We start from the raw sequence: 23,726 nt of genomic DNA on the forward strand, positions 1-23,726 counted from the left end.
AAAACATATAAAAATATTCGCGCAGCAAACTAACTATATTAAATACTAAGCTTATTCATCCTTCAAGCTGTCCACCAGATTTGATTTGGCTGCTTTGAACGATTGGTAGCTGATAGAGACCAAAATAATCGAAAATACAGTTAAAGCCGCTAGGCCGAAATACCACCATTTTATTTGAATGTGGTAGGCAAAATTATTTAACCACTTTTCGATTAAGAGGAAGGACGCAGGTATAGCAATTATACAAGAAATTATAAATATTCTGAAGAAGGGCCTGTTTAATTGTATGAATATTCGATGAATCGAGGCCCCCAAAACTTTGCGGATACTCACCTCTTTTTGTTTTACCGCGATTTGGTAAACCGACATACTAAATAGCCCTAAAGCAGCAATTAGAACAGATATTAATGTGAAAATAATGAAAGCCAATTGCATCTCCTTTTGTTTAGTGTGAAGGTTAGCGTATTGTAGATCCATGAACTTATAATCTAAAGGTAGATCTTCTGAATATTCGTTTTTTTTCCATTCATTTTCTACAACTTCAATAGCTTGATCAACCCTCCCCGGTGCCGCTTTTACCATTAAGCTCATTTTATATCTCCCCGGTCCACATTCATCTTTATAACTATAAACCGTTGGATTTACTACATTTTCAAATCCATTAGTTTTACTATCCTTAACGACAGCGATAATCTTGAAATTAACATCACAGCCGGAAATGCTAGCCCCTATTGGACTATTTAGCCCTAATGTTTTGGCTGCGGTTTCATTTATTATTGCATAATTAGCTAGCGAATCTTTTAAAATTTGATCTAATGAAAGATTTTCTTCACCAGCAATTCTTCCTATGTTAAGCGTTTTAAAATATCGTGTGTCAATACCAACATGTTCTAAATCGAATTTATGATCGTTTGATGTAAAAGACTTTTTAGGAGGTAATTCTCCATTGCCAGGGACGTTAGTGGGCGAGGAGACCGATTCTATATTGGGGTTATTTTCTAATCGTTGCTTAAAATCTTCAAAATTTCCTGAAATGCTCATGTTATAATATAAACCAATTCCATTGAAAGTTATGATTTGCGCAGGCTCAAACCCCTTGTCAGTCGTTTGGATATATTTAATTTGTTTTTGAACGACAATCATTCCAACAACAAAAATAATCGCAATGACAATTTGAAAGGTTAGTAATGCATTACGGAAATTAAATTTATGACGGGTCTTTGTAAGTCCACCCTTTAATAAGTGCATGGTTTTATAACCAGATAATACTATGGCGGGATATATTCCGGATATTAGTGTTGTCGCAAGGATGGCAATGCTTAATTGTATTAAAGTTTTATTTGATATTAAATTTTGTTTTAAATCATCATTGAACCATTTCTGCAGGATATTCCCGGTAATACTCAGTAAAATAAAACTAATCCCTGCAGCTATCAATGTTAACATTAAAACTTCTGCTAGCAGCTGCATCATGATCCCTAATCTCGAGCTCCCCAGCACCTTCTTCATTGCTAGTTCCTTTAATCGCTGATCTGCCTGCGCCATGATCAAATTTGTAAAGTTGACCGATGCAAGAATCAGAATGGTAATTGAAAGAACAGTAATTATCCAAACAGTTAGATAGGCGGTGTTAGATCCTGCTTTAGGTTGTAAATGCAATTTAGATAAAGGATCCGTATATGTGTTTCCATTTGCATAGATTGAAGATTTAACCCGATCATGCGGAGCTATTTCTTTTCCAAATAAGTCGGTCATTTTACTGTTTAAAGCTTCAATATCTGTTCCCGGTCTAACTTGGATAAATGTTTGGTAAGTGAAGGGGTTTCCTACTGCTCTTTCATCGAAAATTTCTTTTATTAATAATAGGTCATAATTGATCAAAGAAAGCGGTCTTTCTTTGATGATACCATAAATATTCTCCGTCATTCCTGACTTTAGAGAGAGCATAGGTAATGATTTTGGCTCATTAAATGCTAAATCCGCTGGCTTGAAAATTAAATTGGCATCTCTTTCGTTAATAAGACTTGCTTCCTTTTGATCCCGCCACTTGAACAAGGGACCATTTTTACTTTCTACTTGAAAAATCTTCGCGGCAGACGAATCTAGCAAGGCGGTATTTTTCATATACACTGTTGATTCCCCAAAAATGGGGTAGCCCCCATAAGGATAAACCATCAATCTCCCGGCGAGTTCAATTTCAGGGAAGTTCTCTTTAATTAATACCGCCAAAGAGGGGGGCGTCTCTACAGAATATTTTCCATTGGCCTCTAAACCTACTTGATAAATTCTATCATAATTTGGATTCCATTTATCGTAACTTGTTTCACGATTGATATATTGGTGAGACAGAATAAATCCAGTAAAACCTAAGGTTAAACCTAATATATTCATCAAAGAAAAAACTTTGTTTTTCCATAGATTTCTCCAGGCAATTTTCCAATCGTTCTTATTCATACTTGCATGTCTTTTGTCTGAACTTTAGTTAATCAATTTATTGTTACAATCGCCTTGCCATAAGTGTAATTGAATGGTAGTCAGTTTATTTCGATATTATCAATGTTCGAATTCGAACAGTTTTCGTACGTATTCGAACATTGAGTCATTGCTGTCAACACACCCTGGAGGAAGTAATATTATTGGTCACGGTCGTCGCTATACTTGCCTATAGCGTTCCTGCGGCTTGGCGTTCGGGCGGGCAATCGAAGTATTAAAAGCGAATTTATTACTAAAATTCATTAGAAAGACAAAACTCAAAGTTTGCACGTCAGCCCGTCTGACGCAACACCCGTTTTATGCGGTCGTGATTTCTTCTGTATTGTTTGTCCAACAGTCTATATTCAAGTGAATTCCACTTTGCCCAAGTCATAACATTTCCTGAGGATGAAATTCCATTCCGCATTGTTGATCATTGTCATAAAGCATCCAAAACAAAATTTTGTCTCTTGTCATTCCAATCTTTTCAAGTTCACAAAACTTTGGCTCTAAAATGTCAAGGAAATTATTAATAAAATCATAGTAGCGGTCATTTTTAGTTTTCACTTACCATATACATCCAATTGCTATATCGGTCTTTCGAAACCTTGTCATTATCGTTTTCAGTCGGCTGAAGATCTAATAGTTTTGTTACGCAATTATAGATTTCAGAGTTATTGTCAGTGTCAATGAATAATTGATAATATTTTATTCTCTTATAGTTGTTTTAGCATGCCGCATTACGGAAAACGCATTGACGAAGTGGCGGTTAAATGTGCAGAAACGTTCAACTTAGCTGCAAACCCGCCATTTTACCAATGCGATGTTAGCTGCGGTTATTTCAAATAGTCAAATATATTTTCAACTTTGTATTTGGGGCTTCTTCTCAAAAAATCCATAAAAAAAGCTGTGTGTGTTCCTCCCATTAAAATAAATATCCTGTCACTCTTGTTAACAGTTATTTGGTTGAGATTTGAAAACATAACTAAATTTCTATGATAAAATTTAGCAGCTTCATCTGCTCCTTCCGAATTTCCTTTGCTTGAAATATATGTCAATAAATCGGCATTAAAATTAATTAGACTTTCCAAATATTGAGGATGATTGTTTAACTTGAATAAATCATAAAAAGGAATTCCTTCTACCGGATATTTTGCCTTATTCTCTTTGACTAGCTCCCAATATTTATTTAACGTAGTTTTATCTAGGTTATCTTTCACACTAATATTATAGTTATACCCCTCTTTAAAATCTATTCCATAAATTTTTTTTGCTCCGCTCAATCTTCCAACTTCATAAGCCAATAACTCTCTTTCATCAGGCTTTTTAAATTTTTTGTGTGGATTATTGATATAATCTAAATAGTCTGCTTGTCTTATACTATCATTTTTAGGTAATGCTTCTATAAGAATTATAGTAGGTTTAAATTCTGCTAAAAGTTTTGCTACTTTTTTAACTTCTATTTGGTTTTTCTTGTCATTTTCATCGAATTTTATCGAGTTGGCATCCGAAGTTTCTCCCATATGAAACGTTGCGACATTTAAAACCGGAACTGCATCGTTAAATTTGGTTTGAAAAATATTTTTTTTATCAAAAGTGGTTTCTTGTCCATAAAGATTTATTGTCACAAATACCAGAAATGTTAAAAGTGTTTTCGTTTTCATATCGGTTTGTTTTTATAATCACAGCTAACATTGATTTTTACGAAACTAATATACTAAAAGTTTCGTTCGTCCATTACTATAGACGTATTTCGTTAAAGCGAAGCATCTTATTTCGCGATCAATAATTATATTGAATAGTCAAAAGCTATCTTTTAAGTAAGTTAAGTTGTCGTTTATCAAGTTTTTAACTTGAGGAGTAAAGAATAAAAAATTCTGTCAAAAATCATGTATTAATTGAAAATTCGCAGATTTTGTACATGATCCGGGTAAAATTCCGCTTGATCCGATAAAAACAGATTTCGGAACCTCATCACCTTTGAACCAAATAATCAAGATATGCAAAAGCGAATTTTAGATGAATTAGGTGGGAGTTTTGGTGGGATTTTTACTTTTTGTTAAAACAAGAAAAACCCACTGATCTTCAGCGGGTTTTAATACGTCTTGGCGGAGAGGGCGGGATTCGAACCCGCGGTACCGTTTCCAGTACGACAGTTTAGCAAACTGTTCCTTTCGGCCACTCAGGCACCTCTCCGTTTTTCAACAGTGCAAACATAAATCAAAAATTCCAATCTACAAAGCCTCAAAACGGATTTTTTGATTATTTTCAATAACCTTCTGAGTCTCAAAATGATTTTTTGTCTAAGGGTTTTCTGCGGATCGTTTCTTGTTGACATCGTAGTCAATCCGGACATGATAAATGCTCTTTAACATCGATTTGAAGATTTCAGAAACCTCTGTAATGTCTCGCATTGTTATGTTTGCGTTTATGAACTGACGTTGTGTTATTTTATAGTCAATAATTTTGTCCACTAATGTATTAATTGATTCTTCGGTCGGATCTTTTAATGATCTGGAGGCTGCTTCTACAGAGTCGGCAATCATAAGGATAGCTGTTTCTTTCGAGAAAGGTACCGGACCCGGATATCTAAAGATACTTTCGTCTACTAACTTTTCTGGATTATTCTTTATAGCGAGATTATAGAAATAATCAACTTTTGTTGTTCCATGGTGGGTCCGAATAAAATCAATTACAACTTCAGGTAGAAGGTTCTTTTTCGCCATATCAAGCCCTTTGTGGACATGTGAAATAATGATTTGAGCGGATTGTTCCGGTGTTAATTCTGCGTGAGGATTAGTTCCAACTTTTTGATTTTCGATGAAGAAAAGGGGATTCAACATTTTACCTATATCGTGATACAGAGCTCCCGCACGAACGAGTAAAGGGTTGCCACCAACTTTATAAACTGCCGCTTCAGCTAAATTTGCAACTTGTAGAGAATGCTGAAAAGTTCCCGGCGCTTTCAATGATAACTCTCGTAGTAGGCGAGAGTTACTATTGGTAAGCTCCATTAAGGTTAAATCAGACACAATACCGAATAAGCGCTCGAAGGCATAAATTAGAGGATAAGCGAGCAGCGTCAATCCAACGCTTACAATAAACGGAATAATGTCTGACCAGTAAATACTTTGAAGCGAACCGTTCCGTGTGAGAACCAATCCAATATAAGAAACTGTATAGGTGACCAAGATGAGGAGTGAGGAAATAAGAAATTGTTCTCGCTTTACGAGGGTTTTTATACTATAAATAGCAACCATACCGGCAATAAATTGTAAAAATACAAAGTCGTAACTATTCGGTACAAATAATGCCGCAATAAGCACCATTAATAAATGGATATTTAATGCAACTCTCGTATCAAATAGTACGCGGAAGATAATTGGTACACTACAGTAAGGGATATAATAGAGGCTTGGGATTTTAACGTTCAAAGCCCAAGATAACACGCCTAACATCGCCACAATGACGATTAATATAATGAATATTAGTCTATTGTTTTGATAAATGGAGGCTCTAAAGTAAAACAAAAATACCATTAACAAAGCCATGCAGGTCGAAATCATCACAAATTGGCCCAATGCGACATAACTTTGGTTTCCACTAATCCGTGCCTCATCTTCGAAAACCTTCCGTAGGGATTCGATTTTTTGATAGGTTTCATTATTAATGATTTTATCTTTTTCGGCAATCAGCTCCCCCTTTTGTACAACCCCTCTAGTTGTTGAAATATTTGTTAAGGCACTCTGTTCTACCTTATTTGTTAAGTTCTCGTTAAATATGTAGTTGAGCGTTATGTATGTTTTTAGTACTTCTGCTAGCCATGCTTTTCGGCCTATCTTATTGTTTTTGGCGAGTGTTTTATTAATGTATTGATTCGCAGATTCAATTGTGAAGATATCAGCAGTGTTTTTTTGCTGCGCGATGTTTTCGTGCAGAAGGGTAAAATTGTACTGGCTTTTTGTTTGGTCAACCTTTTCTGGATTTTCACCTTTGTTTTGATATCGATTGTTTAACGAAATAATACCGCGATCATAGACGTAATTTAATAATGCATTGCCGACTGCTTGGTAGTTTTCTAAGTTTTGACCTGCTACCGAATCCATGTTGCTTATTTGCCATTTTTCGGCTATATCAGTGTTGAATTGATCAATTTGTTCTTTGCTGGCGCTAAGGTTTAAATTATATATGGGCTGAACTGTTTTCAGGATCTGTTCACGATCTTTATTAAGTTCTTCCTGTGTCTTAAGAATTGCGAAATTATATGGTGATATGAGGTTGTCGTGATTCCAGGCTTTACCTTTTTGGAATTCATATCTAAAACGGGGTTGTTTCGGCAAGAAGATACAGATGAGTACAATAGCCAAAATAATCATCGCAAATTTGATAATAAGAGAGTTGTTTTGGTTCTTTTCGCGTAGATAGTTTATTTTAAGTTTCGCCACGTTTGTATTCTTTTGATCTGTTTCACAATATTTAAAACAAATGTACTATTAATTGATGAATGCATTAGGTTATTTAAATTACGAAAAACCCAGTAATTAGTAGCAGACTTGTGTATCTTTGCAAAAAATTAAACATTCTTTAAGATGAAACACTTAATCGCTCCTTCCGTATTGGCTGCAGATTTTGCTAAACTTTATGATGATATTCAAATGGTCAATAATAGTCAGGCGGATTGGTTCCATATCGATATCATGGACGGTGTCTTCGTGCCAAACATTTCATTTGGTTTTCCTGTAATGCAGGCTATTGAGAAACATGCGCAAAAACCCCTTGATGTTCATTTGATGATTGTCGACCCTGATCGTTATTTGAAGGTATGTAGGGATTCGGGGGCTGCAGTTATAACGGTGCATTATGAGGCATGTACACATCTTCATAGGACTTTAGCAGCGATCAAAGAATTAGGCTGTAAGGCTGGTGTTGCGTTAAACCCGCATACGCCCATTAGTCTACTTCAAGATGTGATTCAAGATATCGATTTGGTATGTTTGATGTCCGTGAATCCCGGTTTTGGGGGACAAAAATTTATTGAACGCACATATACGAAAATCAAGGAACTTCGAGCTTTATCTGCGGGCGTTAATGACACTCTTTTAATTGAGATAGATGGCGGGGTAGGTGACAAGAACGCCGGATTGTTGTTAGAGGCAGGGGCAGACGTTTTAGTGGCGGGGAGTAGTGTCTTCTCTGCAGAAAATCCGACAGAAGCGATACAAAGACTTAAAAATGTGACGCTTGGTGCGCAACAAATTTAGAATGGATAATCGGAAGGGCGTTTTGCCCTTTTGTTTTTTGATGCGTAAGTATGGATTATTGTTAGAGTAGTGGTAACCTATTCCGTTAAATCATAAATGAATATTACTCTTGTTTGGATTTATTCCAAATTAGGGTTCCGCTTGGTTTAAAACTATTTTTAACCTATTCTTTTTCGTATTTTTGTGTGAATTGAAAAATCGGGTAACCGATTTAGTTTTAATTGAGTACATCAAATAATAATTATAATAAATGGCTTTTGATATTGAAATGATCAAAAAGGTTTACAGCCAATACAACGAGCGCGTTTCAGCCGCCCGTAAAGTGGTGAATAAACCTCTGACCCTATCTGAGAAAATTTTATATACTCACTTGTGGGATGGAAATGCAACTGAAGCATACGAACGTGGTAATTCTTACGTTGATTTCGCTCCAGATCGTGTTGCAATGCAAGACGCAACAGCACAGATGGCATTGTTACAGTTTATGCAAGCGGGACGTCCGAAAGTGGCGGTACCTTCAACAGTGCACTGTGACCACTTAATTCAAGCAAAAGAAGGAGCTGAGAAAGATTTAACACGAGCAAAGAATGAAAGTTCTGAGGTGTTTAATTTCCTGTCGTCAGTTTCAAATAAATATGGTATCGGTTTCTGGAAGCCAGGTGCAGGTATTATTCACCAAGTAGTGTTGGAAAATTACGCCTTTCCAGGTGGTATGATGATAGGTACAGACTCCCATACGGTGAATGCGGGAGGATTAGGTATGGTGGCTATTGGGGTCGGTGGTGCGGATGCATGTGACGTGATGGCAGGATTACCATGGGAGTTGAAATTCCCCAAATTAATCGGTGTTAAGTTGACGGGTAAATTAAGTGGATGGGCTTCCGCGAAAGACGTAATTCTGAAAGTTGCTGGTATCTTGACTGTAAAAGGCGGTACCGGTGCTATTGTAGAATATTTCGGAGAAGGTGCAGAATCTTTATCATGTACTGGTAAAGGAACTATCTGTAATATGGGAGCAGAGATCGGAGCTACAACTTCAACTTTCGGCTATGATGCGTCCATGGAGCGTTACTTACGTGCGACAGATCGTGTTGAAGTTGCAGAGGCAGCAAACGCTATAAAAGAACATTTAACAGCCGATCCAGAGGTTTATGCCAATCCTGAGCAATATTTTGATCAATTGATTGAAATTAATCTTTCTGATTTAGAGCCTTCGTTGAACGGACCATTTACACCGGATTTATATACTCCAGTTTCTCGCATGGCAGAAGAAGCTGAAAAGAATGGTTGGCCTTTGACGGTGGAATGGGGACTAATCGGTTCTTGTACAAACTCTTCTTACGAGGATTTGACTCGTGCAGCGTCGATAGCTAAACAAGCCATCGATAAAGGATTGGTTACAAAAGCAGAGTTTGGTATTAATCCAGGGTCGGAGCAGGTGCGTTATACAGCTGATCGTGACGGTTTACTTAAAACGTTCGAAGATCTGAATGCGACGATTTTCACCAATGCATGTGGACCATGTATTGGGATGTGGGATCGCGCAGGAGCCGACAAACAAGAGAAAAATACCATTGTTCACTCGTTTAACCGTAATTTCGCTAAACGTGCCGATGGTAATCCTAATACTTATGCATTTGTAACATCTCCAGAAATGGTTGCTGCAATTGCAATTTCTGGTAACCTAGGTTTTAACCCTGTTACAGATACCTTGACTAACAAAAACGGCGAGCAAGTGAAATTAGATCCACCGACGGGCGACGAACTTCCTACGAAGGGTTTTGCTGTTGAGGATGCTGGTTATCAAGCTCCTGCAGCTGATGGTTCCGGTGTTGAAGTGAGTGTTGCTCCTACATCTGACCGTCTTCAGTTGTTAGAGCCGTTTGCAGCGTGGGAAGGTACTGATTTGAAAGGATTGAAGTTATTAATCAAGGCAAAAGGGAAATGTACAACGGATCATATCTCAATGGCCGGTCCATGGTTAAAATATCGTGGTCACTTAGATAATATTTCGAACAATATGCTAATCGGAGCTGTCAATTACTTTAATGACAAAACTGATTTAGTGAAAAACCAATTAAATGGAGAGTACGGTGCTGTGCCTGCGACGCAACGCGATTATAAGGCTGCAGGTATCGGATCTATCGTTGTTGGAGATGAGAACTATGGTGAAGGTTCTTCACGTGAACATGCTGCTATGGAACCACGTCATTTAGGTGTCCGCGCAGTACTTGTGAAATCATTTGCTCGTATTCATGAAACTAACCTGAAAAAGCAAGGAATGTTAGGATTGACTTTTGCTAATAAGGATGACTATGATAAAATTCAAGAAAACGATACGATTGATATTGTAGGGTTAACTGAATTTACTCCTGGCAAACCTTTGACTATCGTATTGAATCACGTAGACGGTTCTAAGGATGAAATTTTAGCAAATCATACTTATAATGCACAGCAAATTGAATGGTTTAAGGCTGGTGGAGCATTGAATATTATTCGTGCGAACCAAGCGAAATAAATTGTAATATTGTTTAATAAAGAAAACCTCTCAAATTGATTTTTGAGAGGTTTTTATGTTGCGATCTATTATGAAAGGTACCTGTAATCTACACAGGGGCCAAACTAAAACTCGGATACTACAGTTAGTTCAGCCATGGCTACGCGAATAGATTGTTGCGTAGATGTGCTGACTGGCACTAGTGGTAAGCGCACCTGATCCGATTGAATAACTCCTAACTCCTTTAATATGAATTTTACGCCACAAGGGTTTCCTTCGACAAAACACAGATCGATTAACTTAAGTAACGATTCATGTATTGGTCGGGCTTGTTGGTATTCTCCCTTAGCACAATGAGATGCTAATGTTTGTATCTTTTTCGGATACGCGTTACCGACCACAGAAATAATTCCTGAGGCACCCAGTGCCATCATCGGTAGGGTAATCGGATCATCCCCCGATATTAGAAGAAATTCTTTCGGTTTGTCTCGAAGAATTTCGCTAAACTGACTAAAGCTGCCCGAAGCCTCTTTAGTGGCGACTATATTTGAATATTCTTTTGCCAGACGAACGGTTGTCGCAGCACTAACGCTACTGCCGGTACGCCCCGGAACGTTATACAAAATTACAGGTAGGTTAGAAGCTGTTGCAATAGCTTTGTAGTGTTGATATATTCCTTCTTGAGAAGGTTTGCTGTAATATGGCGATACAGAAAGCACTGCGCAGAAGCCTTCAGTATTGAACGCTTTTAGTTGTTCGACTACCTCGAGTGTATTGTTGCCGCCGATGCCAGCAACTAGAGGTACTCTATGGTTGATCTGCTTCGCGGTGAATTCGAATACCTGTTTTCGTTCTTGTGCACTTAATGTGGCTGTCTCACCGGTGGTACCTAGTGAGACTAGGTAGTCCATTCCCTGTTCGATTTGGTACTCGATTAGGCCGGCTAATGAATTGAAATCAATCGTTCCGTCTACATTAAAAGGTGTAACTAATGCCACACCTGCTCCTTGAAGCTCGTTCATTTTTAGTATATTATTTAATTGTCTTGATTAATCATATTTATTATTTCGTCCTCCGAAATAATAGGAATTTTAAGCTTTTCAGCTTTCGCTAATTTCGATGGGCCCATCTTATCGCCAGCTACTAAATAACTTAACTTAGCAGATATGGAGGAAACCATTTTTCCGCCGTGAGATTCGATAAGTTGGGTAAGCTCTTCTCTAGAGTAATTAGTGAAGACTCCCGAGATTAAAAATGTTTTGTTAGAAAGGCTGTCTCCAGCGAGAATACGCTCCTTTTCAATTATAGAAAACTGTAAGCCAGCAGCTTTTAATTTATCTAGCTCTAGCTGATGGTTCGGGTTGTGGAGATAATCGTAAACACTCATCGCGATCCGCCCGCCTATATCTTGGACCGCTGCAATTTCCTCTATAGTGGCGTCGCTCATCGATTGTATATTTTTGAAGTGCGCAGCCAGCTTTTTAGCTATCGTGTCTCCCACGTGGCGGATTCCTAAGGCGAAGAGTACCTTTTCAAAAGGTTTATTCTTCGATTCTTCGATGCCCGTTAGCATATTTTCGATCGATTTTTCACCAAACCGTTCAATTGTCTTCAAATGCTCGCGTTTATCCGGCAGGGTGTAGATATCCGAAATTTTATTGAGAAGCCCATGGCTGAAGAAAGTTTCCATTGTTTCGTTCCCTAGGCCCTGAATATCCATCATTTTTCGTCCGATGAAGTGTTGTAGCTTGCCAACGATTTGTGGGCGACATCCATCCTCATTTAAACAATAATGTACTGCTTCTCCTTCTTGTCGCACTAGAGGAGACCCACATTCAGGACAAGATGTCGGATAGATTATAGGTAGCGTGCCTTTCGCACGTTTCTCGTTATTGACGCCGATAATCTTAGGGATAATCTCACCACCTTTCTCTACAAAGACGGTATCACCCTCGTGCAGATCTAATCGCGCGATTTCGTTTGCATTATGGAGTGAAGCTCGTTTTACCGTTGTGCCGGCCAGAAGTACAGGCTGTAGATTCGCCACTGGTGTGACAGCCCCTGTTCGGCCTACTTGATAGATGATGCTCTTTAAGATTGTTTCAACACGCTCCGCTTTAAATTTATAAGAAATTGCCCATCGAGGCGATTTTGCTGTAAATCCTAGTTCCTCCTGCTGCGCATAATCGTTTACTTTAATAACGATTCCGTCGATATCGTAGGATAATTGATGACGTTGTTGATCCCAGTAATTTATGAAGGTTAAAACGCCGTCTATGCTATCACATAAATTGGTGTGTTCACAAATTTGAAAACCCCAGTTTTGCACAGCGTGTATACTTTCCCAGTGGCTGGAAAATTTTCTATTCCTATCGTCGCAGTATAAAAAATACAAGAAACAATCTAATGGCCGTTTAGCCACTTCTTTAGGGTCCTGAAGTTTTATTGTTCCAGAAGCGAAGTTTCTAGGGTTTGCATAGATTGGTAGGCCAGCTTCTTCACGACTTTTATTTAAACGTTCGAACGCTCTGTGGTGCATAAATATCTCACCTCGAATTTCAAAAAGCGGAGGGTAGCTATTGTTGCCGAGATTATGGGGGATGCTACGAATCGTCTTTACATTATTGGTTACCTCATCACCCTGAGTTCCATCCCCGCGTGTTACGGCACGTATCAGTTTGCCATTTTCGTAAGTAATAGAAATTGAAAGGCCGTCGAATTTTAGCTCACAAACATATTGTACCTGATCACCTACAATCTTACGCACTCGTTCATCAAAATCTCGTAACTCCTGTTCATTGTACGTATTACCAAGGGAAAGCATTGGCCAACGATGTTGGACCGTATTAAATTTATGCGTGATGTCCCCACCTACTTTTTGACTAGGGGAGTTCGGATCTTTGAATTGCGGATATTGCGCTTCTAATGCCTCAAGCTCTTTGAGTTTGATATCAAAATCATAATCGGAAATTTCCGAGTTCGCGAGCACATAATACTGATAATTATATTCGTTGAGCTCTTTTGTAAGTAGGGCGATTTTTTCCTGAACATCTGCAAGCATAGTCAGCAAAATTAAGAAATAAATGCCTTAAATAAATTAAAAACAGCCTTTTTTGAAAAACACGCAAACTACAGTAACTTTTGAATTTCGGCATCTACGAGATTCTTCGATAAACGAATTGCTATTTAAAATTTTCAACTTTCAAACCGGTAAATTTCCGGATTTTATTCACGTAAAAATCCCAAATAACGCAGCGTTTGAAAAGCCCGGTTAGATTGGATTTTCCGGGATAGCTTCTTCGTTTTGCTGCGTTTTTGAAAATATGCAAGAAGAAAAACTGATGAGCACGCGATATAGCCCATGCATCTCTAGGCTTCCCATCGGCCAGAAATTTAAAAACCGCAATCAAATCAAGCCACATGCGAACGAAGATTACCCAAAATCCAAGAATAAAGCTCGTGTTTTTTTGTAGCATAACAAGGTTATTCCGGAAATTCAGATATGTTTTTTTAGGATTACTCGTATTGAGTGTGCCTCCACCAACATGGTAAACTGTTGATTGTGCAACGTAGCCTATTCTGTGCCCCATTCGTTTTAAGCGCCAACAAAGATCAATTTCTTCCATATGCGCGAAGAAGTCGGCATCGAAACCGCCCGCTGCTTTCCATGCATCGCTACGGATGAATAATGCAGCTCCTGTTGCCCAGAAAACTTCACAATTGTCTTCGTATTGCCCATTGTCTTTTTCAACGACATGGAATAGGCGGCCTCTGCAAAAAGGATATCCGTAGATATCGATAAACCCTCCGGCACCACCAGCATGTTCGAAGAAACCTTTTTGGTGAAAAGCAATAATCTTTGGTTGGGCAGCGACCATACCGGGTTCGGACTCAAGGTACTCAATCACAGGTTCAATCCAATTGGGCGTCACTTCGACGTCGGAATTCAGTAGCACGTAATAATCGGCATCAACATGTTTTAATACTTCGTTATAGCCCCCAGCAAATCCGAGATTGTCAGGGTTACTGATGATTTTTATAGACGGATAATTTTCTTCTACAAACGATACGGAGTCATCTGTGGAAGCATTGTCCCCAATGATAAATTCAATATTTGGATATGTGCTGTTGTACACTGACGGGAGGAATTTTTCTAGAAAAAATCGCCCGTTCCAGTTTAAGATTACCACAGCTACTTTAGGTGTGTTTCTCATGATCTGCGTTTTCGTTTCCATCGTCTATGTGACCATAACCAATATTCAGGTTGTTTTATTATCAATGCTTCTGTAAAACGGTTGTGAATATCAGTGATTTCATGTTCGGCGTAATTGTCTGGATTTTCAATAAGAGTAGTAAATTCACAGTAGTAATAACCCCGTCGTTTCTTCCGGCCTATATGGCAATAGACAATTGGATTTTTTGTCAACCGGGCAATACGTTCTGTTCCTGTATAAACAAGCGTCTCCTGATTTAGGAATTTCATGAAATAATCGGAATCCTGATAGGTCGGCGTTTGATCTGCTACAAACATACTAATATGAGGGGTGTGTTTTAAGCGGACAATATGTCTTAAAATTTGTTTCATTGGAACCATGGTCGCTCCAAAACGTCCGCGTAAATCATTGTACACTTCGTTAAAGTATCCACTATTTAAGGGCTTGTAAATGACAAGCCGAGGATTGTTCGTCATCGTTGATAACCGGTATATTCCCAATTCCCAATTTCCGTAGTGTGCGGTCACACCAATAACACCCTTACCGCTATCGAAGTGGCGTTCTACTTCCTTTGGATTTAGGAGTTCAATTCGTTTTTCGACCTGCTTTTTCGACATAGTTGCCATTTTTAGGGTTTCAACGATAAGGTCAGGCAGGAATCTGTAGAATTTTTTGGCTAATACGAGCCGTTGCTCTTCCGTTTGATTCGGAAAAGCGTTCTCCAGGTTTGTTAATACAACATGTTTTCTATATTTGATAATATAGAAAAGTATATAATAAAGAAAATCTGATAAGCAATACAAAAACCAAAACGGTAAAAGCGAAGTGATATAGAGTATTGCTGATATGGCTCTTTTTCTCATGAACAGGGTCAAATTCCTTGGATTCGCTGCAAATATCCCTAAATAAGTTTACTTTTGCCTAAAATAGTTAAAATCGATGGAATCACAATTGCTTTTACCCGCTTTTTATTTGCCCCCAGTGTCTTATTTTCATGCGATTAAGGAGACAGGAGTGACGTTAATGTTGGACCGTTTCGAACACTACGCTAAACAAACGTATAGGACAAGGGCAAAAATAGGCACGGCAAATGGTATCTTAGAACTGTTCGTACCAATAGAACATGGGCGTAAAGAACACGTTGCGATGAAAGACGTTCGAATCAGCTACGAATTTGACTGGCAGCGTTTACATTGGATGAGTCTGCAAACGGCTTATCGTAGTTCGTCTTTTTTTGAATTTTATGAAGATGATTTTGCTGTTTTTTATAATCAAAAACATTCGTTCCTATTTGATTTTAATATACAACAGCTTGAGCTTATATTAAAGTGTTTAAAGTTTAATCGGACGCTAAATTTTACTGAATCTTACCATGAAGTAGCGGGTGACATCGATTTACGCCATGCAATACATCCGAAAAAACAAAGTATTTGGACGGATCATACACCTTATTATCAGGTTTTTGAAGATAAGACGGGGTTTATAGCCGACCTTAGTATCGTCGATTTACTTTTTAATCAGGGCCCGCAAAGTAAAAGCTATCTGTAATAGCTGTTGTATATAGCCATTTTTGTTAGGTATATGACCGATAAGACCGAGAGGCTATTTTACAGTATTTCAAATAATAGATACTAATGTACGCAAGTTTGGATGCAAGGTTATTACGACTTAGATGGATATGCTGAACACGAGCGCAGCTGAAAGAGCTAAAACAGAATTTGGATTAAGCCAAATGCGTAAAATATAAAAGTCCAGCTCGTCGGCTTTATGCGAGAGGGCAGTCTTTCAAACTAAAGTTTCTGCTTGGAAATGAGGGGCGAAATAAATTTTTAACGATTTATACGCCGTTGTTAAACTTTATGTCCTCTTTGTTGTTTTAAATTAAACAATGATCGATTGATGAAAAGAATTTTCGTTATACTAATAATAATTAGTTTATTCCAAGGCAGCATATGGGCCCAAAGTTCTGCCGATACACTCCATTATAACAAAATTTATTATCTAGGTGGAACTGGATTGTCTTTTCCGATAGGAAAGACGGCCAAGACGCTCAGTACCAGTTTTTTTTCGGGAAGTGCTGGGTTGGATATTGCGCTTAAAAACCGAAATTATTTTTTGATGCCTACATTGTATATGTTGAGTTTTGGTTATGATCAGCAGATAAAGGACCCCATGTTCAATTCGATGGTAGATAATGGAAAAGCTAGTTTTTATTTACTTAGCCTTGCAGCCGGAAAGCGTAAACAATTTAAGCGTTTAAATACCTATTCCTATTTAGGGCCTGCCTTTGGGCTGCAGTTTGAACCACGCGCCGAGATTGATGGTGAATTGGTACGTATGAAAAACAAAAGTTCTTGGACAGCAGGGGGGAAAATAGGTTTAGGTGCTGATTATAAGTTTCCAGGGTTTTTTATTGGAGGCGAATTAGGTTATCTTTATAGTTTCCGAAAAATAGAAGGAAATCCGGTCCAATTTTTAACAATCATGATAGGGCTAAAATCGGATATTACTCGTCTGAGCGAGAAAGTTACCGAGGTGATTGGAGTGGATACATATAAAGACTAAACTATGTATGGATTTAATAAAATAAAGCGTGTCGGGCAGATTCTCCAGATTCTTTCCAAACATGGGTTTGAAGAAGCTATCTCAAGATCGAATATAGATCGAATAATTCCCGACAGTTTTTTACTTTGGAATAGCCATACCAAGCGTATTTTCCAAGAGGATTTTAATGTGCGCGTACGCTTGGCAATCGAAGAACTGGGGCCTGCATTCGTAAAATTTGGGCAAATGCTCAGCAACAGAGCTGATGTTATACCGGAAGATTTGCGCCGAGAACTCGTAAAGTTGCAAGATGACGTGCCGGCCGAACCTATCGATATTGAACAAAGAATTGTAGAGTCCCTAGGAATAGACTCCATTGCGGATCATTTTCTGTCAATAGACCAACAGCCCTTAGCCGCGGCATCAATCGGGCAGGTACACCGGGCTGTACTTTCTGACGGTACCCAAGTTATTCTCAAAGTTAAGCGTAAAGGAATTGATGATATCGTTCGAACAGATTTATCCTTTTTGCAGGATCTCGTTAAACTATTACGAAGTAAATATGAAGCTATTCAAAAGATAAACCTTTATGAAATCGTTCAGTCTTTTACTAACTCCTTGCAGGGTGAGCTGTCATTTACAAATGAATTGAATAACGTAGAGCGTTTTCGACGGAATTTTAGAGGAAATCAGCAGGTATACATTCCTAAAATTTATCGTTCGTACTCAAATGATGAAATTCTTTGTATGGAGTTCATTGAAGGGGTAAAGATCAACGATATTCAGGGGCTTACCGGATTTAATCTAACGGCGAAATCTGTGTTGCAGAATTGCCTTGACCTTTACTTGGAACAAGTATTACAACACGGATATTTTCATGCGGATCCGCACCCAGGAAATGTATTTGTGAACGGTAAGGGACAGATTGTATTTATCGATTTTGGGTCGATGGGTTCGATGATTCCTCAAGATAGAGATTTAATTGAGGGAATGGTTATGAATTTCCTGATGAACGATGCAAAGGGGCTTATTCGCAACATTAAAAAGCTTGCAGTCGTACACTATATCGAGGATGAACGGCAGCTTGAACGTGATGCCTACGAGATCTTTCAAATGATTGAGGAAAATACACTCGAGGATATTGAAATTGCCGTGATGTTACAAAAGCTGAATAAAGTGCTTCAAAATAACAGCATCTTAATGCCAGATTTTGTATATATCCTTCTACGAGGGGTATCTATTCTCGAGGGAACAGGAAGACAACTTGACGCTGGCTTAAATATTCCAGAAAGCATCTCTCCGTTTGCTGAAAAGATTGCTGCTGAGAAGATGACTGCAACATATTTGAAGAAACAGCTTTTGAAAAAAGGGAAGCTATTAAAAGAGGTGCTTACCGATGTTCCCGAGGATCTTATTATGCTGCTTGAAAAGGCCAAATCGGATCGGTTGACCTTAAATCATAAGATTCAGGATTTTGATATGTTGCAATTGGTTTTTCACCGGATTGGTAACAAATTCCTCCTTTCTATTCTTGCGATGACCTTTGGGGTAGGGGCTAGTATCCTTGCTCACCGACGAGTCGGATATTTATTATGGGGAATGCCTATACTTTCTTGGCTGGGCTTTACTGTTAGCTTTCTGCTGTCCGGAATTCTGATCGCCTATTTGATCCGTAGTAAATAGTGTTATCAATTGATGGCAGAGTTGGTGGTCTCAGCTTGTGTCGATTTTTAATATTTTTTGGTACCTTCATACCCAAATTATCAACTATGAGAGCAATCATTTTAACTTTTTTACTTGTAGGTAGTTATTTGTTAGGTTTTTCACAATCGAGAAGTTATAAAACTGCGACTAATATCTCCTACGTCGAAAAACCAGAATCCGATTATCAGAGTACACGTTGTCGATTGGATATTCACTATCCGACCTCGGGAGAAAAAAAACCGATCGTCATATGGTATCATGGTGGGGGGCTTACAGGGGGAGATCGCGAGGTTCCAGAGTTTTTGCGTGAAAAAGGGTATGTAATTGTTGGAGTGGGTTATCGTTTCGCTGATCAAGTCAAAGTCGAAGAGATTATACAGGATGCAGCAAAAGCTGTGGCCTATATGGCTCGTAATGGGCAGAAATATCACGGAGATACTTCAAATATTTTCTTATCAGGTCATTCTGCCGGAGGTTATTTAACTCTGATGCTTGGTCTTAATAAAGCGTATCTTGAGCGTGAGGGTTATGACGCAGATAAGCTTGCAGGAGTAATATCTTTCAGTGGACACGGAATTAGTCATTTTGCCGCCCGTCAGGAAAAAAACATCCCAGAAAAGCAGCCGCTTATCGATGAATATGCTCCTCTTTTTTGGGCTCGTAAAAGTCCAGTCCCCTTTATCTTATTGACGGGAGACAGGGAATTGGAGATGCTTGGCCGTTACGAGGAAAATGCATACCTAAAACGTATGTTGCTTATTAATGGACATACGGACGTGAAACTAATGGAATTTCAAGGTTATGGACATGGAATGACGCATCCCGGATTTCCTATACTTTTACAGGAAATGGAACGAATTTTGAAGTCCAAAACTGACAATTAAATATTTCTGCAGTTATTGAGATGACAGATTCTCTGGAAAACGTTCTTGTTTAAAATAATATATTTTGTCACGGTCGGATATCGGGCGAAGGACTCGACAGGGGTTCCCCGCCGCTACGACATTATCAGGGATATCTTTGGTGACAACTGACCCCGACCCGATGACCGTATTTTTGCCAATTTTTACTCCTGGATTTACCACGGTATTTCCGCCGATCCACACGTTATCTCCGATAGATATCGGTTTGGCGTATTCCCAGGATGCCATTCGGAGCTCGGCATCAACCGGATGGCCCGGCGTGAATAATGAAACGTTTGGACCAAACATAACATTATCCCCAATAGTCACTGGTGCACTGTCAAGAATGGTGAGATTAAAGTTAGCGTAAAAGTTGTCTCCTACGGAGATGTTAAAGCCATAGTCAACACGCAGCGGTGGTTCGACGTATAACCGGCTAGTAGTTTTTGCAAAGAGCGATTTCAATATCTGTGCCCGTTGTTTGATCTTCGACGGTTCTAGATTGTTGAATAAATTCATCTGTTCGCGAGCACGTTGGCGGTCTTGGGCCAGCTCCTTTCCTGAAGGTTGGTGTAGTTCACCAGAAATCATTTTTTGTTTTGCTGTTTTCTCGTTTTCCATATCTCGCCGGAAAATAACGAAAAATTACTGACTACTGAAAGATTTTGGTCTGATGGATCGCGATTAAACAATTTTAGAATTAGTACTTTTGAAGGATTAACGAAAATATAAGATGAGTTTAGTCCTACAAAAACTAGAGCCTAGCGCACTTTGGCAACATTTCGAGGCTTTAAATGCTGTGCCTAGAGCTTCCAAAAAGGAAGAGGAAGTTATTCAGTTTATACTGGATTTCGCAAAAGAAATAAATCTATCTGCTCAAAAAGATGCAGTTGGTAACGTAATTATACGAAAACCCGCAAGTCTCGGGATGGAGGATCGTAAAACTGTGGTCTTGCAATCTCACTTAGATATGGTCCATCAAAAGAACAACGACACTGATTTCGATTTTGCGCGCCAAGGAATCCAGATGTTGGTGGATGGTGACTGGGTAAAAGCTCAGGGGACTACTCTTGGAGCCGATAATGGTATAGGTGTTGCGGCAATTATGGCCCTTTTATCGTCCAACGATATACCGCACCCGGCTATAGAGGCTCTATTGACAATCGATGAGGAAACAGGAATGACCGGTGCCAAGGGCCTTCAAGGAGGCGTGTTGACTGGGGATATATTGCTAAATTTAGACACCGAAGAAGATACCGAAATCGATATAGGATGTGCCGGGGGGATAGATGTTACTGCGACGCTTGACTACACTTTAGAATTACTCTCGGGGGGCGTGACAACGTTTGAAATTGCAGTGAGGGGACTGCATGGTGGACACTCGGGTATTGAAATTCACAAAGGGCTGGCTAACGCAAATAAAGTGTTAAACAGGATTTTGTATTATCTATCAGGATCCGGTTTGGATGTACGTATCATTGAAATTCAGGGTGGAGGGTTGCGCAACGCAATTCCTCGTGAAAGTTCGGCCCTGATTGCAACGCGGGGTACGAACCTAGAGCTGTTGTCATCTACTCTTAAGGATAAGATCGAAGCTGTCAAAAAGGAATACGCTAACGTCGACGCAGGTTTAGAAATTACGGTGAGTAAGATCGCCGACGAAGCTGAAGTCTCAGTGATGCCGATCGATGTGCAAGAAAAGCTAATTAAAGGAATTTATGCGGCGCATAATGGTGTTTACAGAATGAGTGTCGATTTCGCGGACCTTGTCGAAACATCTAACAATATTGCACGCGTAGAGGTCAAGGATGGAAAAGCTACAGTGAAATGCTTAACACGGTCTTCTGTAGAATCTTCAAAGCAAGATTTGGCTAATGCATTAAAAAGTTGTTTTGAATTGATGGGGGCGAAGGTTATTTTTTCAGGAGATTATCCCGGATGGACCCCGAATGCGAATTCAGCAATCTTAGATGTGCTTGTGGAAACGTATAAGGACCTGTTCAATGAGTCTCCGGATGTTGTCGCTTGTCATGCAGGCTTGGAATGCGGAATATTAGGAACCAATTATCCGAAGATGGATATGATATCTTTCGGCCCGACGATTCTTGGGGCACACTCCCCACAGGAGCGTGTTTCTATTTCTTCGGTTCAAAAATTCTGGATGTACTTAAAGGAAATTTTAGTACGTATTCCATCTAAGTAAGTTTCTAGAGAAAGATTAATAGCATAAAAGAAGGGGACACATACTTGTATGATCGTCCCCTCTTCAATTGTTTCAAAATAGTATTTTAATTTAATTGGATAACGAAATCTTCCTTCGCTATTCGGACTTTTTTCATGTTTACTAACCAGTCATTTTCGGTGTCGCGATAGCCTAAAGCCAGAATTGTGACTGATTTCAAACCTCGAGCTTGTAAACCTAAGAGCTCATCGAGTTGTTCATTGTTAAATCCTTCCATAGGTGTGGCATCGACTTTCTGTTCGGCTGCTGCTGCAATTGAAAGTCCGAAACCGATATACGCTTGACGGGCCGAGTGTTCGAAATGCTGCTCTTTGCTTTTTTGTTGAAGGGAGCTAAAAAGCGTGTTTTTATAATCATCGGCGAATCCCTTTGGTAGACTTCGTTCAAGCTCCTGTTGGGTAAATACAGAATCTACACGTTCTTTTGTGTATTCATCGTATGCGGCAAACACCAATAGGTGTGAAGCATCGACAATCTGGGTTTGTCCAAAGGCGATAGGCTGAATTTTAGCTTTTAATTCCGAACTTGTAATTTCAAGAACTTTAAACGGATGCAAGCCGGAAGAGGTTGGAGCCAAACGCGCTGCTTCAACGATGTAGTCAACTTTCTCTTGTGGAACGGACTCTCCGTTCATTTTTTTTGTGGCGTAACGCCAAGTTAAATCTTGTAAAAGGCTCATTTTATTTTTTATTTGTTAAGGTGTATATATAACTTTCGATCGCATCATTGAATATCGGACTAGACTTTTCCGGAATAGTACTATTTGAGAGGAGCTCGATGGCGATAAACCCATGCAGCGTCGACCAAAAGCTTTTTATTTTTAAATGGATATCAATATTTTTAATGCCACTGGTTTTCGCTGTATCCAAAATAGCGTTGCTCATAATTTCGGAGACCTCATGCATTTCCATAACGCTGTTTAGCTTCTCACAAGTTGGAATTCCTAAGCCAAACATAATACGATAATAATCGGTTTGTTGGGCTGCAAATTTCCAATAGCTATTCGCGATATCACGTATTTTTTCGCTAGGATCGGTAGATACTTGTTGTGCTAGATCTAGGTGTTCCGTTAAAGCTGCGAATCCTTCCCGAATGAAATGTTCTTGAATCGCTTCTTTATTTTCAAAATGTTTGTAGATAACAGGAACGCTGTATTCAATAGCCTCCGCAATTCGACGTATGGACAGTGCTTGCCAACCTTCGTTCCTAACGATTGTCCACGACTGTTCGATAATGTTATTTCGAATTTCATCTTGCTGCCTAATTTTACGTTCGCTGATTCCCATTGTATTACCTATTTAGTTAACAGTGTTAGCAAAAGTAACATTATTATTTTATCTTGTTAATTTATGTTGAATAAATCAACATAAATCTGACATTTGTGTAGAATATCGGCTATATTTAGATGATGGAATTAACTAAATCAAAGAAAAAGGTTTCGCTAGTATTGGGTGGTGGTGGGGCGCGTGGACTGACACAAATAGGCGTCGTGAAGTATTTAATCGAACAGGGGTTTGAAGTTGACGAAGTTGTCGGATGTTCTATTGGTGCCCTGGTGGGGGCGGCCGTTGTAATGAATCGAACCAAAGAATTAAGTAATTGGATGGAAACCCTCACCAAACGGCAGGTGTTCCGTTTAATGGATTTTGCGAACCCCAGATTCGGACTTTTAAAAGGCGACCGAGTATTGGAACGGTTACATGATGTATTCTCAGATATTAATATAGAAGATTTGCCTATTCGGTATACAGCAATAGCGACCGATCTTAGGAATGAGGAAGAAGTGATCTTTAGAACGGGTAGTATTTATACAGCTATACGGGCGTCGATGGCGATACCCGGTGTATTTAGAGGAGTGGTGTTTGGTGATCGATTTTTAGTTGATGGCGG

18 protein-coding genes and 1 tRNA gene are annotated in these 23,726 nt (G+C 39.0%); 8 read left to right on the forward strand and 11 right to left on the reverse strand.

The window, feature by feature from the left end; genetic code table 11:
- Positions 1-51: 51 nt before the first annotated feature.
- The 4 genes from HP439_RS03725 to HP439_RS03740 all read right to left on the reverse strand — a co-directional run bounded on the left by HP439_RS03725 (position 52) and on the right by HP439_RS03740 (position 6,917).
- Positions 52-2,454 carry an ABC transporter permease gene (locus tag HP439_RS03725; RefSeq protein WP_172389008.1) on the reverse strand — a complete coding sequence of 801 codons (2,403 nt, stop codon included), beginning with the start codon at positions 2,452-2,454 and terminating at the stop codon, positions 52-54.
- An 854-nt stretch (positions 2,455-3,308) separates the two neighbouring features.
- Positions 3,309-4,136 carry a DUF5694 domain-containing protein gene (locus tag HP439_RS03730; protein WP_172389009.1) on the reverse strand — a complete coding sequence of 276 codons (828 nt, stop codon included), beginning with the start codon at positions 4,134-4,136 and terminating at the stop codon, positions 3,309-3,311.
- 442 nt (positions 4,137-4,578) lie between these two features.
- Positions 4,579-4,668 (reverse strand) — tRNA-Ser (locus tag HP439_RS03735).
- A gap of 107 nt (positions 4,669-4,775) precedes the next feature.
- The gene (locus HP439_RS03740) at positions 4,776-6,917 is read right to left on the reverse strand and encodes an HDIG domain-containing metalloprotein (protein WP_172389010.1); all 2,142 of its coding nucleotides are present in this window, start codon (positions 6,915-6,917) and stop codon (positions 4,776-4,778) included.
- Between the two features lie 144 nt (positions 6,918-7,061).
- On the opposite strand from HP439_RS03740, the gene rpe reads away from it, so the two are divergent.
- Both rpe and HP439_RS03750 read left to right on the forward strand, forming a co-directional pair.
- Positions 7,062-7,733 (forward strand): ribulose-phosphate 3-epimerase, encoded by a 672-nt coding sequence (rpe, locus tag HP439_RS03745; RefSeq protein WP_172389011.1) that lies wholly within the window; start codon positions 7,062-7,064, stop codon positions 7,731-7,733.
- Between the two features lie 250 nt (positions 7,734-7,983).
- Positions 7,984-10,251: an aconitate hydratase gene (locus HP439_RS03750; RefSeq protein WP_172389012.1), complete on the forward strand. Its 2,268-nt coding sequence runs from the start codon at positions 7,984-7,986 to the stop codon at positions 10,249-10,251.
- Between the two features lie 104 nt (positions 10,252-10,355).
- Here HP439_RS03750 and dapA read toward each other — a convergent pair whose 3' ends face one another.
- The 4 genes from dapA to HP439_RS03770 all read right to left on the reverse strand — a co-directional run bounded on the left by dapA (position 10,356) and on the right by HP439_RS03770 (position 15,307).
- Complete coding sequence (gene dapA, locus HP439_RS03755) at positions 10,356-11,252, reverse strand: 4-hydroxy-tetrahydrodipicolinate synthase (RefSeq protein ID WP_172389013.1); 897 nt, start codon at positions 11,250-11,252, stop codon at positions 10,356-10,358.
- 14 nt (positions 11,253-11,266) lie between these two features.
- Positions 11,267-13,291, reverse strand: coding sequence for an NAD-dependent DNA ligase LigA (gene ligA / locus HP439_RS03760; RefSeq protein WP_172389014.1), 2,025 nt, complete (start codon positions 13,289-13,291; stop codon positions 11,267-11,269).
- Between the two features lie 121 nt (positions 13,292-13,412).
- Complete coding sequence (locus HP439_RS03765) at positions 13,413-14,444, reverse strand: glycosyltransferase family 2 protein (RefSeq protein WP_172389015.1); 1,032 nt, start codon at positions 14,442-14,444, stop codon at positions 13,413-13,415.
- The gene (locus HP439_RS03770) at positions 14,441-15,307 is read right to left on the reverse strand and encodes a lysophospholipid acyltransferase family protein (protein WP_172389016.1); all 867 of its coding nucleotides are present in this window, start codon (positions 15,305-15,307) and stop codon (positions 14,441-14,443) included. Before HP439_RS03770 ends, HP439_RS03765 begins: the two co-directional genes overlap by 4 nt.
- A 76-nt stretch (positions 15,308-15,383) precedes the next feature.
- Between HP439_RS03770 and HP439_RS03775 the strand changes: the two genes are divergently transcribed.
- From HP439_RS03775 to HP439_RS03790, 4 genes are all read left to right on the forward strand, one after another.
- Positions 15,384-15,992: a WbqC family protein gene (locus tag HP439_RS03775; protein ID WP_172389017.1), complete on the forward strand. Its 609-nt coding sequence runs from the start codon at positions 15,384-15,386 to the stop codon at positions 15,990-15,992.
- 351 nt (positions 15,993-16,343) lie between these two features.
- Positions 16,344-17,009, forward strand: a complete 666-nt coding sequence (locus HP439_RS03780; RefSeq protein ID WP_172389018.1) for a hypothetical protein — start codon at positions 16,344-16,346, stop codon at positions 17,007-17,009.
- 3 nt (positions 17,010-17,012) lie between these two features.
- A complete protein-coding gene (locus HP439_RS03785; RefSeq protein WP_172389019.1) occupies positions 17,013-18,671 on the forward strand; it encodes an ABC1 kinase family protein in 1,659 nt (552 codons plus the stop codon).
- Positions 18,672-18,757: 86 nt separating this feature from the next.
- Positions 18,758-19,576, forward strand: coding sequence for an alpha/beta hydrolase (locus HP439_RS03790; RefSeq protein WP_172389020.1), 819 nt, complete (start codon positions 18,758-18,760; stop codon positions 19,574-19,576).
- Positions 19,577-19,588: 12 nt separating this feature from the next.
- Here HP439_RS03790 and HP439_RS03795 read toward each other — a convergent pair whose 3' ends face one another.
- Entirely contained in the window at positions 19,589-20,215 is a 627-nt protein-coding gene (locus HP439_RS03795; RefSeq protein ID WP_172389021.1) for a sugar O-acetyltransferase, read from the reverse strand.
- Between the two features lie 112 nt (positions 20,216-20,327).
- Between HP439_RS03795 and HP439_RS03800 the strand changes: the two genes are divergently transcribed.
- On the forward strand, positions 20,328-21,797 hold the full coding sequence (locus tag HP439_RS03800; RefSeq protein WP_172389022.1) for an aminoacyl-histidine dipeptidase: 1,470 nt from the start codon (positions 20,328-20,330) through the stop codon (positions 21,795-21,797).
- An 85-nt stretch (positions 21,798-21,882) separates the two neighbouring features.
- On the opposite strand, the gene HP439_RS03805 is transcribed toward HP439_RS03800, so the two are convergent.
- Together HP439_RS03805 and HP439_RS03810 are read right to left on the reverse strand one after the other, a co-directional pair.
- Complete coding sequence (locus HP439_RS03805; RefSeq protein WP_172389023.1) at positions 21,883-22,515, reverse strand: nitroreductase family protein; 633 nt, start codon at positions 22,513-22,515, stop codon at positions 21,883-21,885.
- A 1-nt stretch (position 22,516) separates the two neighbouring features.
- Complete coding sequence (locus HP439_RS03810) at positions 22,517-23,122, reverse strand: TetR/AcrR family transcriptional regulator (protein ID WP_172389024.1); 606 nt, start codon at positions 23,120-23,122, stop codon at positions 22,517-22,519.
- 119 nt (positions 23,123-23,241) lie between these two features.
- Here HP439_RS03810 and HP439_RS03815 point away from each other — a divergent pair.
- The coding region (locus HP439_RS03815) for a patatin-like phospholipase family protein (protein WP_172389025.1) at positions 23,242-23,726 on the forward strand (485 nt) is incomplete at its 3' end.

The sequence above is a fragment of the Sphingobacterium shayense genome (assembly GCF_013179575.1).
GTDB classification, from domain to species: domain Bacteria; phylum Bacteroidota; class Bacteroidia; order Sphingobacteriales; family Sphingobacteriaceae; genus Sphingobacterium; species Sphingobacterium shayense.